Here is a 14,345-nt window from a genome sequence, read left to right on the forward strand (position 1 = left end):
CGGCCTGTGCGGCCGGGACCCGGGGCCAGCGGCCGGTCAGTCGAGCAACTCGTAGGCGGGCAGGGTGAGGAAGTCGACGTAGGTCTCGTCGAGCGCGGTCCTCAGCAGCAGGTCGTGGGCCTGCTGCCAGCGGCCCGCCGCGAACGCCTCGTCGCCCGTCTCGGCACGGATGGCGGCCAGTTCCCGCCCCGCCACGGCGCGCACCAGGTCGGCGGTGGCCTTCTCGCCGTTGTCGGCGAAGACGACGCCCGCGTCGACCCACTGCCAGATCTGCGAGCGGGAGATCTCGGCGGTGGCGGCGTCCTCCATGAGGTTGAAGATGGCGACCGCGCCCATGCCCCGCAGCCACGCCTCGATGTAGCGGGTGCCGACCTGGACCGCGTTGCGCAGCCCCTCGTACGTGGGCTTCGCCCCGATCGAGTCGACGGCCAGCAGGTCGGCGGCGGTGACGTGGACGTCCTCCCGCAGCCGGTCCTTCTGGTGCGGCCGGTCGCCGAGGACCGCGTCGAAACAGGCGCGGGCGATCGGCACCAGGTCGGGGTGGGCGACCCAGGAGCCGTCGAAGCCGTCGCCGGCCTCGCGGTCCTTGTCGGCCTTGACCTTCTCGAAGGCGACCGCGTTGACCTCGGCGTCGCGCCGGGAGGGGATGAAGGCGGCCATGCCGCCGATGGCGTGGGCGCCGCGCTTGTGGCAGGTGCGGACCAGCAGTTCGGTGTAGGCGCGCATGAAGGGGGCGGTCATCGTCACGGCGTTGCGGTCGGGCAGCACGAAGCGCTCGCCCGCGTCGCGGAAGTTCTTGACGATGGAGAACAGGTAGTCCCAGCGGCCCGCGTTGAGGCCGGAGGCGTGGTCGCGCAGTTCGTAGAGGATCTCCTCCATCTCGAAGGCCGCGGTGATCGTCTCGATGAGGACGGTGGCGCGGATCGTGCCCTGCGCGATGCCCAGGTGGTCCTGCGCGAAGACGAACACGTCGTTCCACAGCCGGGCTTCGAGGTGCGACTCGGTCTTGGGGAGGTAGAAGTACGGGCCCTTGCCCTTGGCGAGCAGCCGGTGCGCGTTGTGGAAGAAGTACAGCCCGAAGTCGACCAGGGCGCCGGGGACGGGCTCGCCGTCGACGGTGAGGTGGCGCTCGTCGAGGTGCCAGCCGCGGGGGCGGGTGACGACGGTGGCGAGTTCGGCCTCGTCCTTCAGCGCGTACGCCTTGCCCTCGGGGGAGGTGAAGTCGATGCGCCGCTCGTAGGCGTCGATCAGGCTGATCTGCCCGCCGACGACGTTCTCCCAGGTGGGGGCGGAGGCGTCCTCGAAGTCCGCGAGCCAGATCCTGGCGCCGGAGTTGAGGGCGTTGACGGTCATCTTGCGGTCGGTGGGGCCGGTGATCTCCACCCGGCGGTCGGTGAGCGCGACCGGGGCGTCCGCGACCCGCCAGTCGCCCTCGCGGATGTGCGCGGTGTCCGGGAGGAAGTCCAGGGTGCCGGTCCGGGCGATCTCCGCCCGGCGCTCCCCCCGGCGGGCGAGGAGTTCGGCGCGGCGCGGCGCGAAGCGGCGGTGGAGTTCGCCGAGGAAGGCGAGCGCCGCGTCGGTCAGCACCTCCTCCGCGCGCTCGACGGGAGGCGCGGTGCCGGCGACGACGGCATGCGGGGAAGGCCCTGCTCCTGCTGCGGACATGAAGCTGATCTCCTCTGGCTGCGGCTGCTCCCGCCGCGCGGGGACGCGGCACGGCGGAGGTGCGGGCGGCCCGGATACCGGGCGGCTGCCGGGGCGCGGCGTGGCACGCGGTGCCGGGCCCGCCGGGAGTGGCCGCGGGGCGCCCTGGCCGACGGGCGCTTCTGCTGCGTGGAGCATAGTTTTTGCATTGCGGAACTTCAACGTTTTGTGGCACCGGGCGCGGGGGGCCGCGGCCCCCCGCCGAGGCGCCACAGGTCGTCCGGGGTGTCGATGTCGCCGGGGAGCGCGACGTCCGCGCACTCCACGAGGACGATCTCCGCCTCGTGCCGCCCCAGGTACGAGCGTGCCCCCTGGTCGCCCGCCGCACTCGCCGCGATCGCGGGCCAGTGGCCGGCGCCCAGCAGGATCGGATGCCCACGCCTGCCGCCGTACGCGGCCGCGGCCAGCGTCGCCGGCGAGGCGTACGCCGCCGCCACCCGCGCCACGGCCCGCGCGCCCACGCCTGGCTGGTCCACGAGCGTGACCACCGCGGCCCGCGCCCCCGTGCCCGCCAGCGACGTCAGACCGGCCCGCAGCGAGGAGCCCATGCCCTGCTCCCAGTCCGGGTTCCCGACCACCGTGCAGCCGTCGAGCACCGCCCGCGCCCGCACCTCGGCGGCCGCCGCGCCCAGCACGATGTGCACCGGGGCGCAGCCGCCCTCGCGCAGCGCCCTCGCGGCGTGCTCCACGAGCGGGCGGCCGCCGTACTCCAGCAGCGCCTTCGGCCGCCCGCCGAGCCGGCGGCCGCCCCCGGCGGCCAGCAGCAGCCCGGCGACGGCGGTGCCCGTTCCGCTCGAACCGTCCCGTTCCACACTCCCTGGATACCGTGGATGGCGGGCGAGGAAAAGGACCTCCCATGACGAACTGGCTCATTGCTGTGCGGCACGGCGAGAGCACCGCGAACGCGGCGTTCGCGCGCGGCGTCTCCCCGGAGGGCGTCCGGGACGCCGATGTCGGCCTCACCGATCGCGGCCGCGACCAGGCGGCGCGCCTCGCCGGGGAGCTGCTGGCGCTCGGCGACGGCACTCCCGGCACGGTGCTCTGCTCCCCGTACCGGCGCGCCCGGCAGACCCTCGACGTCCTCGACGCCGTCCACAGGGCCGCCGGTCACCCGCTGCCCCCGGCGTCCTACGAGCCCCGGCTGCGCGACCGCGGTACGGGCGCGCTGGAACTGCTCACGCCGCAGGCGGTCCGGGAGCGCTTCCCGCAGGAGGCCGCCCGGCGTGCGCGGGAGGGCGAGCAGGCCTACCGGCCGCCGGGCGGGGGCGAGTCGATGGACGACGTCGCCCTGCGCGTGCGGTCCGTGCTGGACGGGCTCCCCGCGGGCGGGGACGGCGCGCCGGTGCTGCTGGTCGCCCACGACGCCGTCGTGCTGATGATCCGTCATCTGCTGGGGCCGCCCCTGCCGGAGGAGGGAGCGTACGTCGCCAACGGCTCGTTCGCGCGCTGGGGGCACGGCGCCGGCGGGTGGCGGCTCGCCGACTGGAACCGAACGCCGCCCGCTGTTCGTTGAATGTCGGCAAGTCGTCTCGCGCGAGGAGAACTTGGGGCTGATTTCGCTGTCCGTATAGCGAGGGGAGCGCTCCGTCGCGTTTACTGTCCTCCCCGATGCGGCCCGGGTGGGGCCGGACCCGCACGGGTGCGTACAACGGGGGTCGAACAATGGGGGACACAGCAGTGGTCAAGGACATGGCGGCCCGTGCGGCCCTGGACGGGGACGGCGCCGAGGACCCGAGGGCGGCCGCGCTGCGTGCGGCGGTCTCCCACTGCCGTCGCGCGCTCGCCGCGTACCGCTCGAACTTACCGGACCGCCACATCGCGGAGGACGAGCTCGCCGCGCTGGCGTCCGCGGCCGCCGCCGGTGTTCCCGACGTCCCGCGGCTGCGCCGCGGGCTCCTGGTCGTCACCAGCGCCCTCGGCTCCGTCAGCGCCCTGTCCGCCGCCCTGACCGAGGTGCGGCGCGCGATCGAACTCTTCGGCGCCCCGCCTTCCGCCGACTGAGCCCGGCTCAGCCGAGTTCGGCCAGCCGCCGCGCGGCGGCGCCGCACCGGCTCTCGATCCACCCGGCGGACGCGGCCTCCGGCGGCATCACGATCACGCTCTCGACGCCGAGGGCGGCGTAGCCGGTCATCTCCTTGGTGAAGGTGTCCAGGTCCCCGTCGCGCAACGCGCTTCCCGCGTACAGCATCGTCTTGCGGACGGAGTCGTAGTCCCGGTCCGCCTCGTCGCAGTGCCGGCGCAGCACGTCCAGCTTGTGCGCGACATCGGCGTGCGAGGAGCTGAACAGATTGCACGCGTCCGCGTAACGGGCCACCAGCCGCAGCGTCTTGCGCTCCCCGCCACCGCCGACCATGACCTCGGGGTGCGGGGCGCTGACGGGCGCCGGGGTGCAGCGGGTCTCCGCGAGCCGGTAGTGCTTGCCCTCGAACGGGCCGTCGTCCTCCTGGTCCCACATCTGGAGGCACACGCGCAGCGTCTCCTCCAGGCGCTCGAAGCGCTCCGCGAGGGGCGGGAAGGGCACGCCCAGCCCCAGGTGCTCGCGCTCGTACCACGCGGCGCCCAGCCCCAGGGTGGCCCGGCCGCCGGACAGCACGTCGAGCGTCGTGGCGATCTTGGCCAGCAGCCCCGGGTGCCGGTACGTCGTCCCCGTGACCAGTACCCCGAGCCGCACGGAGGAGGTGCGGGCGGCGAGATAGCCCAGGGTCGTGTAGCACTCCAGCATGGCCGCCTCGGCGCCGCCGTTGTGCTCCATCTGGAAGTAGTGGTCCATCACCGACAGCCAGCCCACCCCGGCCGCCTCCGCGGCGGCCCCGGCCTCCGCCAGCGCCGGGCCCAGCGCGGCAGGTCCTTCCGGATGGTCGAACTTCGTGAGATGCACGCCCAGTTGCACGGTCACTCCCGCCTCGGGTCGTTGTCGCGGACCCGGACGACGCTAGTTGTTGGAGCGCACTCCAGGTCAAGCCCTCACGTGGGGTCCGCGGCACCGGCGAGGGCCGCGGACAGGGAGCGGGCCGCGGCCTGGAGGACGGGGACGATCTTCTCGGTGGCGGCGTCGGTGACGCGGCCCGCCGGTCCGGAGACCGAGATGGCGGCGGCGGTGGGGGAGCCGGGGACGGTGACGGCGAGGCAGCGGACGCCCATCTCCTGCTCGTTGTCGTCCACGGCGTAGCCCTGCGCGCGGATGTGCGCGAGTTCGGCGAGGAAGGCGTCCGGGTCGGTGATGGTCCGCTCCGTGGCGGCCGGCATGCCGGTGCGGGCCAGCAGCGCGCGCACCTCCTCGGGCGGGACCTGGGCCAGCAGCGCCTTGCCGACGCCCGTGGAGTGGGGCAGGACCCGGCGTCCGACCTCGGTGAACATCCGCATGGAGTGGCGCGAGGGGACCTGGGCGACGTAGACGACCTCGTCGCCGTCGAGCAGGGCCATGTTGGCGGTCTCGCCGGTCGCGTCCACCAGTTCGGCGAGACAGGGGCGGGCCCAGGTGCCCAGCAGGCGGGAGGCGGTCTCGCCGAGGCGGATCAGCCGGGGGCCCAGCGCGTAGCGCCGGTTGGGCTGCTGGCGGACGTAGCCGCAGTCGACGAGGGTCCGCATGAGGCGGTGGATCGTGGGCAGCGGCAGCCCGCTGCCGGTGGCCAGTTCGCTGAGGCCGACCTCGCCCCCCGCGTCGGCCATCCGCTCGAGCAGGTCGAAGGCGCGTTCAAGTGACTGGACGCCCCCGGCGCGGTCTGACGCCACGGTTCCTCCCCAGGCGGACGATGTGGTGGTGCAGCCTACCGGCGGTCGCGAGGCGGCGATCGTCGTCGGCCGCGTCCTTGTGCGGAGCGACGCAACGGCCGCTGCGGAAGCCGGATTCCGTTGTGCGGAATCCGTCAACCCTACTCCGGAAGCCCCCGGCCCGCGCGCCGTCCTCCCGTCCCGGGCGGCCGGCCGGGTCTTGACGGGTCGTACGGCTGGGCGGAGGATCTGATTCAACAGAACGTTGAATTTCCGTGCGACGCCGGTGGAACCAGGGGAAGGGGAACGGGTGTCCGAGGCCATTGCCGCGACCTCCCTGGTGCTGCGCTCGACGCGGGTAGTCACCCCCGAGGCCGAACGCCCCGCCGACGTGGCCGTGGCCGGCGGCAGGATCGCCGCCGTCCTGCCGTACGGGAGCGCGCCACCACCGGGCGCCCGCCTGGTCGACCTGGGGCACGACGCGCTGCTCCCCGGCCTGGTCGACACCCACGTGCACATCAACGACCCCGGCCGCAGCGAGTGGGAGGGCTTCGCGACCGCCACCCGCGCGGCCGCCGCGGGCGGCGTCACCACGCTGATCGACATGCCGCTCAACAGCGTGCCGCCGACCACCACCACCGCGCACCTGGACCTCAAGCGCGACACCGCGCGCGGCAGGGTGCACACCGACGTCGGCTTCTGGGGCGGCGCCGTCCCCGGCAACGCCAAGGACCTGCGCCCGCTCCACGAGGCCGGCGTCTTCGGGTTCAAGTGCTTCCTGCTGCCCTCCGGAGTCGAGGAGTTCCCGCACCTGGCGCCCGCGGAACTGGCGGAGGCGATGGCCGAGATCGCCCGCTTCGACGGGCTGCTGATCGTGCACGCCGAGGACCCCGCGCTCATCGACGGCGCCCCGCGGCCCACGGGCCGCGCGTACGCCGGCTTCCTCGCCTCCCGTCCGCGCGCCGCCGAGAACACCGCGATCGAGGGCCTGATCGCGCTCGCCCGCCGCCACGACTGCCGGGTGCACGTGCTCCACCTGTCCTCGGCGGAGGCACTGCCCATGATCGCCGCCGCCCGCGACGAGGGCGTACGCCTGACGGCCGAGAGCTGCCCGCACTACCTGACGCTCACCGCCGAGGAGGTGCCCGACGGCGCCACCCAGTTCAAGTGCTGCCCGCCCATCCGCGAGGCCGCCAACCGCGACGCCCTCTGGCAGGGCCTGCTCGACGGTGTCGTCGACTGCGTCGTCTCCGACCACTCGCCGTCCACGGCCGACCTCAAGCACCTCGGCACCGGCGACTTCGGCGCGGCCTGGGGCGGCATCTCCTCCCTCCAGATCGGCCTGCCCGCGATGTGGACCGAGGCCCGCAGGCGTGGCGCCTCGCTCGGCGACGTGGTGCGCTGGATGGCACAGGGCCCCGCACGCCTCGCGGGCCTGAGCACGAAGGGCGCGATCGCGCCCGGCTACGACGCCGACTTCGCCGTCCTGGCGCCCGACGAGAGCTTCACCGTGGACCCCGCCGCACTCCACCACCGCAACCCGGTCACCGCCTACGCGGGCCGCACCCTCCAGGGGGTCGTCCGCGGCACCTGGCTGCGCGGCGAACCCGTCGCGGGCGACGGCGCCCCGGCCGGGCCCTCCGGCCGCCTCATCGCGCGGGAGGACGCGTGAGCGCCGTGCCCCGGTACACCGGCGCCGCCCAGCCCTACCCCGGAGGGGACCCCTGGGCGGACTACCGCGGCGCCGACCTGCCGTTCACGGGGCTGCCCGACCTCGCCGACCGGCGCCTGGGAGCCGCCGTCATCGCCGCCAACGACGAGTTCTTCGCCGAGCGCGAGAACCTGCTCGTCCCCGGGCGCCCCGAGTTCCGGCCCGAGCACTTCGGCCACAAGGGGCAGGTCATGGACGGCTGGGAGACCCGCCGCCGGCGCGGCACCGGCGCCGACAGCCCGCACCCCGGCGACACCGACCACGACTGGGCGCTGATCCGCCTCGCCGCGCCCGGCGTCGTCCGCGGCCTGGTCGTGGACACGGCCCACTTCCGGGGCAACCACCCCCGGCAGGTCTCCGTCGAGGCCACCTCGGCTCCGCTGTCCGCCGCGCCGGACGACCTGCTCGCGGGCGGCGTGGAGTGGACCGGACTGGTGCCGCGCACGGATGTCGGCGGCCACGCCGCCAACGGGTTCGAGGTGGCCGTGGAGCGCCGCTTCACCCACCTGCGGCTCCGGCAGTTCCCCGACGGGGGCATCGCGCGGCTGCGCGTCCACGGCGAGATCGTCCCCGACCCCGCGTGGCTCGCGGCGCTCGGTACCTTCGACCTGGTCGCCCTGGAGAACGGCGGCGCCCCCGAGGACGTCTCCGACCGCTTCTACTCCTCGCCGGTCAACCCGATCCTTCCGGGGAAGTCCCGCCGCATGGGCGACGGCTGGGAGACCCGGCGCCGCCGCGACCAGGGCCACGACTGGGTCCGCTACCGGCTCGCGGAACGGGGCGTCGTCCGCGCCGTCGAGATCGACACCGGCTACTACAAGGGCAACGCCGCCGGCTGGGCCGCACTGCTGGGCCGCGACGGCGGCAGCGGCGAGTGGTTCACGATCCTGCCCCGCACCGCCCTGCAGCCCGACACCGTCCACCGGTTCCTGGTCGTCGCGCCCGCCGCGACCCATGTGCGGATCGAGACCTACCCCGACGGCGGCGTCGCGCGGCTGCGGCTGTGGGGCTCCCTGACGGACGCCGGCGCGGCGCGGCTCGCCCGGCGCTGGGAGGCACTGGCCTGACGCGGCGTCGGGGTCGGCGTGAGGCGGCCCATCCCGGGACCCACCGCAGATACGCCGAGGCCGCCCCGACCTGACGGTCGGTCGTGTCGGCGTGCCACGTCAGGGGTTGGCGGGCACCAGCCGCACCAGGCCCAGCGAGGTGCGGTCGCCGGCCTCCACCTCGACGGTGCGGACTGCCCAACGTCCGGGAGGCAGCGGGACGCAGGCATGTTGGGGCAGGCCGCCGCCGGGGTGTTCGACGCCCTGCGGACTGCCCGCCTCGGCCGAGTCCATGAGTACCGCGGGCCCGTCGGTGTCCCATGTCCCGCACTGCTCCCACGTGATGCCCGGATCCGCGAGTAAGGCCTCGGCCGCCTCGGACAATTCGGCCTCGGAGCCGGCACCGAGCCAACGCAGGAAGGTCCGGTGTGCCGGGAGGTAACGCGTGGTGGCGGGCTGTTCCCCCAGGACCAACGCCACGGCGCCGTCCCGGCCGACGGGTATCACCCCCGCCAGGTCGTCCACGGCGCAGGCCCGGTCGTAGTCGTCAGGGACGTCTCCGTCGCCCACGACCGTCCCCGCTTTCGTGCAGCCGCCCCAGGCGGGCAGCGCGGAGACGGGCACGACGATCAGCGGACCGCCCGTCGACTCGACCCACTCGGGCCGGCGGCGGGTCCCGGCGGCGTCGGGCGGGAACACGTTCATGGCGCAAGTGTGCCGCCCGCCACTGACAGCGCCGCTGTGAGCCCGGGCGACGTGCCCGCCGCACACGGAGCGGCCGGTCCTGGCCCCGGGGTGGCGTACCGCTCGGCCGCCCGCTCAGGGCGTGGTGCCGCGCGGCGCCGGCGTCTCCCTCGAACGTCGGCGCCGCGCGGGTCTGGTCAGCCCACCGGGGTGAGCCGGAAGGACTGGGCGGCGGTGCCGTTGCAGGTGTACTGCTGGATCCGGGCCCCGTCGGTGACGGAGGCGGCGGCGACGTCCAGGCACTTGGCGCTGTGCCGGGCGGTGAACACGTAGGAGCCGTCGGGCTGGAGCACCGGCTTCCACTGCTGGTTCGTGCCCGAGGACCACTGCCAGGTCTGCACCGGCACGGAGTCGCCCGTCGCCGACGCGCCTCCCGTGACGTCCCAGACCTGCTCCGTGGCGGTCGCGTTGCGGTTCGCCACCCGGTAGTAGCCGCTGTCGGTCGCGCGGAACTGCCACTGCTGGTTGGTCTGCCCGGCGACGCAGCTCCACTGCTGCACGACCGTGCCGTTGGCGGTGCCGCGGTCCTTGGCGTCCACGCACTTGCTCGAGCCGACGCCGGTTACCTGGTACCAGGCGGAGGTGCTGATCCCGTCGCCGCCGCCACCGTCGCCGGTCGGCGCGCCGGTCCAGGTGAAGGTCGTCGTGGCGCGGGCCGGCAGGCTGTACGAGAAGTGCTGCCCGTTCTCGCGGACGGTGACCTGCTGGGTGGACGACGAGGAGTTGTGGGTGACCAGTACCCGCTGCCCGTCGCTGTTGACGAACGCGGTGTTCCACACCGGGTCCGTGGCGTTGCTGCCGATCCGCACGGCGCCCGCGCGGACGAACTTCGTCAGCTGTCCCATCGTGTAGTACTCGACGGTGTAGTCGACCTGGCCGCTGCGCGCGTCCCCGTTGTGCACCGTGATCAGCCCGCTGCAGCTGTCGCAGCCGCCCGCGTGCGGGCCCCTGGCCTGGTCCAGCGCCAGTGACCACTTCACGTACGAGCGCGCGTAGTTGCGGGTGAAGCCGGTGATGTCGCGCAGGTCCTCGAGCTGCTGGTCGCCGACCCAGGTGCCGCCGGAGTGCTCGGTCTCGTACTGCGGGACGCCCGGGTACTGGCTCTGGATCGTGCTGCCCAGCGCGTAGTTCGGCGGGGTCGGCGTGTAGCCGTGCCAGGCCACGCCTCCGAACAGCGGGTCGCCGCGCAGCGCGGCGTCGGCGAGCTGGCCGGCGCCGGTGGTGTTCCAGTCGCCGTGGTTCCAGTCGTGGATCAGCGTCTTGGTGGTGATCCCGGCGGAGCGGAAGGCGGGGAAGAGGTGGTTCCTGGTGAAGTCCAGAAGCGTGGCCGCCGTCCACTCCATCGTGGGGTAGCTGCTGTTCGCGCCGCAGCACTGCGGTTCGTTCTGCACGGACACGTAGTCGATGTGGACGCCGCGCTGCTCGTACGCCTGGAGGTACTTCACGAAGTACTGCGCGTACATGTCGTAGAACTCCGGCTTCAGCTTGCCCATCTGGGTGAGCTTGCCGTTGTCCTTCATCCACGCCGGCGCCGACCACGGCACCGCCATGATCTTCAGGTCCGGATTGAGTTGGCGCGCCCGCTGGGTGAGCGGCAGGACGTCGGCGAGGTCCTTGGCTATGGAGAAGTCGGCCAGGTCGCAGCAGGTGTCGTCGTACGTGTAGTGGCTGCGGGCGATGTCGGAGGCGCCCATGGGGTTGCGCAGGAAGCCCAGGCCGATGCCGTCGGTGGGGGAGAAGAGCTTGCGCATGGTGTCGTCACGGGTGGCCGCCGACAGGGCGCCGGAGGAGTTCATCAGCCATGCGGCGCTGTCGGTGAAGGAGGCCCCGCCGCCCTCGAAGGGCTGGTAACGGGCGGCGGGGTCGACCGTGATGACCGTCCCGCCGCTGCCGCTGCCCGCTTCGAAGGCGGTCGGGGCCTGGGCCTGGAGGCCCTTGACGACCGTGCTGCCGTCCGAGGTCGTGGTCATGGTGACCTGCACGGCGGTGGCGGCCGCCGCGCTCGGACCGGCAACGGTTAACACGGCGAAGGCCGCGGCGACCGCCGCCAGGACGGCGATCACTCGTCTGATGTGGGGGTGTTGTCGCATCGCGTGCTCCTTGTGGGGAAGGACATGGGGTGCGTGCGAGGGAGATCGGCGGGCGCGGGCGCGCCCGGGGGTCAGGCCGCGCTGCGGGCGCGGCGGCGGTGGGCGGCGATGATGTCGGCGTAGCGGCTGCCGCTGCCCTTGACGGTGCGCTTCTGGGTCTCGTAGTCGACGTGGACGAGCCCGAAGCGCTTGGCGTAGCCGTACGCCCACTCGAAGTTGTCCAGCAGCGACCAGGCGAAGTAGCCGGCCAGCGGGGCGCCGGCGCGCACCGCGCGGCCGCAGGCCGCCAGGTGCTCCTCCAGGTAGGCGGTGCGCTCGGGGTCGTGGACCTGGCCGTCGGGGCCGACGTGGTCCTCGTACGCCGAGCCGTTCTCGGTGACGTAGATCTTCCGCGCGCCGTACTCCTCGGTCAGCCGCATGAGCAGCTTCTCCAGGCCGTCGGCGTGCACCTCCCAGTCCATCGCGGTGCGGCGGACGTCCGGGATGCGCAGGGCGCTGGTGTGCGGGACCGGCCCGGTGGGGTCGTCGGCGACGATCTCGCGGAAGTAGTAGTTGAGGCCCAGCCAGTCCAGCGGCGCGGCGATGGTCTCCATGTCGCCGTCGTGCACGGGCAGTTCGACCCCGTAGAGCTTCAGCATGTCCTCCGGGTAGCCGCGGCCGTGGATCGGGTCGAGCCACCAGCGGTTGGTGTGGCCGTCGGCGCGCAGCGCGGCGGCGATGTCCTCGGGCCGGTCGGAGGCGGGCTCGGAGGGGCTGAGGTTGTTGACGATGCCTATCTGCGCCTGCGGGACGGCGGCGCGCAGCGCCTGCACCGCGAGGCCGTGGCCCAGGTGCAGGTGGTACGAGGCACGCACGGCGGCGGTCAGGTCGGTGAGGCCGGGGGCCATCACGCCCTGCAGGTGCCCGATCCACGCCGAGCACAGCGGCTCGTTGAGGGTCGCCCAGTGGGTGACGCGGTCGCCGAGGCGCTCGGCCACGACCGAGGCGTACTCGGCGAAGCGCAGCGCGGTCTCGCGCTCCGGCCAGCCGCCGCGGTCCTGCTGCGCCTGCGGGAGGTCCCAGTGGTAGAGCGTCGGGAAGGGCGTGATGCCCGCTTCCAGCAGTCCGTCGACGAGCCGGTCGTAGAAGGCCAGGCCCGCCGGGTTGACCTCGCCGCCGCCCTGCGGCATCACCCGCGGCCAGGCGATGGAGAAGCGGTACGCGTCGAGGCCCAGGCGCCGCATCAGGCCGATGTCCTCGGGCCAACGGTGGTAGTGGTCGCAGGCGGTGTCGCCGGTGTCGCCGCCGGCGACCTTGCCGGGGGTGCGGGAGAAGGTGTCCCAGATGGAGGGCGCGCGGCCGTCCTCGGCCACGGCGCCTTCGATCTGGTACGAGGCCGTCGCGGCGCCCCACACGAAGCCGGCGGGGAGCGCACTGAGGTCGGAGGTCACGGACTGCCTTTCGGAGGGGGGAACGGGGGCGCTCACTTGACGGCGCCGGCCGTCAGGCCTGCGACGAGGTAGCGCTGCAGCAGCAGGAACCCGGCGACCACGGGCACGCTCACCACGAGCGAGGCGGCCATGACCTGGTTCCAGTACACGTCGGTCTGCGTGGCGTAGCCCTGGAGACCGACGGCGAGGGTGCGGGTGGTGTCGTTGGTCATGACCGAGGCGAAGAGGACCTCGCCCCACGCGGTCATGAAGGCGTAGACGCTCACCGCGACGATGCCGGGCACGGCGGCCGGGACGACGACGCGGAACAGCGCGCCGAGCGGGCCGTTGCCGTCGACGAGGGCGGCCTCGTCGAGGTCCCGGGGGATCGAGTCGAAGTAGCCCGCCAGCATCCAGATGGAGAAGGGGAGCGAGAAGGTGAGGTAGGTCAGGATCAGGCCGCCGCGGCTGCCGTACAGCGCGATGCCGGTGGCGTTCCCGAGGTTGACGAAGATCAGGAACAGCGGCAGCAGGAAGAGGATGCCGGGGAACATCTGGGTGGACAGGATCGTCACCGTGAAGAAGCGCCGGCCCGCGAAGCGGTAGCGGCTGACCGCGTACGCCGCGAAGATCGCCACCGTGACCGAGGCGACGGTCGCGCCGGCCGAGACGATCAGCGAGTTCAGGAAGTAGCGGGCCAGCGGCACGGTGTGCCAGATGTCCGCGTACGGCCGCAGCGTGAAGCCGCTCGGGAACCAGCGGAACGGCCCCTGCACGTCCTGGAGGGGCTTCAGCGACGAGACCACCATCACGAAGACGGGGGCCAGCGCGAAGGCCGCCAGCAGGGTCAGCACGATCCGCCGCGTCCACACGAAGGAGCGGGGCGAGGCCATGGGGCTGCGGACGTCAGTCATCCTGCCTCCTCAGGGAGGTGACGAGCAGGTAGAGCGCCGTCACGACGAGCAGGAAGAGCAGCAGGAGCACGGACATCGCCGAGCCGGAGCCGAAGTTCCAGGTCACGAAGGACGACTGGTAGATGTGGATCGAGATCAGGTCCGCCGCGTCCGGCGCGGCCCGCCCGAACAGCACGTAGGGCGTGTTGAAGTCGTTGAACGTCCACAGGAACAGCACGAGCACCAGCACCAGGTTCACCGGCCGCAGCGAGGGCAGCGTGATCCGGCGGATCTGCTGCCAGATCCCGGCGCCGTCCATCGCCGCCGCCTCGTACAGCTCGCGCGGGATGTTCTGCAGCCCGGCCATCAGGCACAGGAAGGCGAACGGCCACTGGCGCCACACGGAGACCGTGACCAGCGCCCAGAAGCTGTTGTCGCCGATCAGCCAGAAGGGCTTGCCGGAGGTCAGGTGCAACTGGTCGTGCAGGACGTGGTTGATCATGCCGGTGTCGCGCTGGAACATGAACGACCAGGTGATCACCGCCGCGTAGACCGGCAGCGCGTACGGGACGAGGAAGACCCCGCGCAGCAGCCCCCGGCCCCGGAACGTGTCCTGCATGAGGATCGCGGCGGCGGTGCCGAACAGCCAGGACAGCGCCACCGCCAGCAGGGTGAACTCGCACGTCACGACGAACGAGTTGAGCAGGTCCTTGCCGACGGGCGCGCTGAAGTCCACCGCCACGCGGTAGTTGCCCAGGCCCTTCCAGGGCGCGGCCGACCAGTCGCTGATGAAGAACTGCGTGAGCTCCTTGAAGCTCATCACCACGCCGACCACCATCGGGATCAGGTGGATCAGCAGTTCCAGCGCGAGCGCGGGCAGCAGCAGGACGTACGGCAGGGAGCCGCGACGCACCCGCGCGGAGAGCCCGAACAGGCGACGGCGGGGCCTTCCCCCGGCGGCCCGCCGGCCGCCGGAGGAAGGAGACTTCGAGGTGTGCCGTACGGGCGGCACGGTGGTGGTCATGGGGTGCTCCGTG

Annotated in this window: 13 protein-coding genes; 4 read left to right on the top strand and 9 right to left on the bottom strand. The window is 73.2% G+C overall.

Features of this window, described 5'->3' with window-relative positions; all coding sequences use genetic code 11:
• Positions 1–36: 36 nt before the first annotated feature.
• Together aceB and ACIP64_RS31915 are read right to left on the bottom strand one after the other, a co-directional pair.
• Positions 37–1,665 (bottom strand): malate synthase A, encoded by a 1,629-nt coding sequence (gene aceB, locus ACIP64_RS31910; RefSeq protein ID WP_401593490.1) that lies wholly within the window; start codon positions 1,663–1,665, stop codon positions 37–39.
• Between the two features lie 197 nt (positions 1,666–1,862).
• Positions 1,863–2,516 carry an NTP transferase domain-containing protein gene (locus tag ACIP64_RS31915; protein ID WP_401593493.1) on the bottom strand — a complete coding sequence of 218 codons (654 nt, stop codon included), beginning with the start codon at positions 2,514–2,516 and terminating at the stop codon, positions 1,863–1,865.
• 44 nt (positions 2,517–2,560) lie between these two features.
• Between ACIP64_RS31915 and ACIP64_RS31920 the strand changes: the two genes are divergently transcribed.
• Positions 2,561–3,217 carry a histidine phosphatase family protein gene (locus tag ACIP64_RS31920; RefSeq protein ID WP_401593495.1) on the top strand — a complete coding sequence of 219 codons (657 nt, stop codon included), beginning with the start codon at positions 2,561–2,563 and terminating at the stop codon, positions 3,215–3,217.
• 176 nt (positions 3,218–3,393) lie between these two features.
• Complete coding sequence (locus ACIP64_RS31925; protein ID WP_360909192.1) at positions 3,394–3,705, top strand: DUF5955 family protein; 312 nt, start codon at positions 3,394–3,396, stop codon at positions 3,703–3,705.
• Between the two features lie 7 nt (positions 3,706–3,712).
• On the opposite strand, the gene ACIP64_RS31930 is transcribed toward ACIP64_RS31925, so the two are convergent.
• Together ACIP64_RS31930 and ACIP64_RS31935 are read right to left on the bottom strand one after the other, a co-directional pair.
• The gene (locus ACIP64_RS31930) at positions 3,713–4,594 is read right to left on the bottom strand and encodes an LLM class F420-dependent oxidoreductase (protein WP_401593498.1); all 882 of its coding nucleotides are present in this window, start codon (positions 4,592–4,594) and stop codon (positions 3,713–3,715) included.
• Positions 4,595–4,668: 74 nt separating this feature from the next.
• Entirely contained in the window at positions 4,669–5,436 is a 768-nt protein-coding gene (locus ACIP64_RS31935; protein WP_401593501.1) for an IclR family transcriptional regulator, read from the bottom strand.
• A gap of 289 nt (positions 5,437–5,725) precedes the next feature.
• Between ACIP64_RS31935 and allB the strand changes: the two genes are divergently transcribed.
• Both allB and alc read left to right on the top strand, forming a co-directional pair.
• Positions 5,726–7,087 carry an allantoinase AllB gene (gene allB, locus ACIP64_RS31940; RefSeq protein ID WP_401593504.1) on the top strand — a complete coding sequence of 454 codons (1,362 nt, stop codon included), beginning with the start codon at positions 5,726–5,728 and terminating at the stop codon, positions 7,085–7,087.
• A complete protein-coding gene (alc, locus tag ACIP64_RS31945) occupies positions 7,084–8,193 on the top strand; it encodes an allantoicase (protein WP_401593507.1) in 1,110 nt (369 codons plus the stop codon). Before allB ends, alc begins: the two co-directional genes overlap by 4 nt.
• A 99-nt stretch (positions 8,194–8,292) precedes the next feature.
• Here the strand turns inward: alc and ACIP64_RS31950 are convergent, their stop codons facing one another.
• From ACIP64_RS31950 to ACIP64_RS31970, 5 genes are all read right to left on the bottom strand, one after another.
• Complete coding sequence (locus ACIP64_RS31950; protein ID WP_401593509.1) at positions 8,293–8,877, bottom strand: Imm21 family immunity protein; 585 nt, start codon at positions 8,875–8,877, stop codon at positions 8,293–8,295.
• Between the two features lie 176 nt (positions 8,878–9,053).
• Complete coding sequence (locus ACIP64_RS31955) at positions 9,054–11,006, bottom strand: RICIN domain-containing protein (RefSeq protein ID WP_401593511.1); 1,953 nt, start codon at positions 11,004–11,006, stop codon at positions 9,054–9,056.
• Between the two features lie 71 nt (positions 11,007–11,077).
• Positions 11,078–12,436 (bottom strand): GH1 family beta-glucosidase, encoded by a 1,359-nt coding sequence (locus tag ACIP64_RS31960; protein WP_401593513.1) that lies wholly within the window; start codon positions 12,434–12,436, stop codon positions 11,078–11,080.
• 32 nt (positions 12,437–12,468) lie between these two features.
• Complete coding sequence (locus ACIP64_RS31965) at positions 12,469–13,329, bottom strand: carbohydrate ABC transporter permease (RefSeq protein WP_401593516.1); 861 nt, start codon at positions 13,327–13,329, stop codon at positions 12,469–12,471.
• Positions 13,322–14,332 carry a carbohydrate ABC transporter permease gene (locus tag ACIP64_RS31970; RefSeq protein WP_401593519.1) on the bottom strand — a complete coding sequence of 337 codons (1,011 nt, stop codon included), beginning with the start codon at positions 14,330–14,332 and terminating at the stop codon, positions 13,322–13,324. The genes ACIP64_RS31965 and ACIP64_RS31970 overlap by 8 nt, the downstream gene beginning before the upstream one ends.
• Between the last annotated feature and the right edge of the window lie 13 nt (positions 14,333–14,345).

The organism is Streptomyces sp. NPDC088733 (assembly GCF_044751185.1).
Classification (GTDB): Bacteria; Actinomycetota; Actinomycetes; order Streptomycetales; family Streptomycetaceae; genus Actinacidiphila.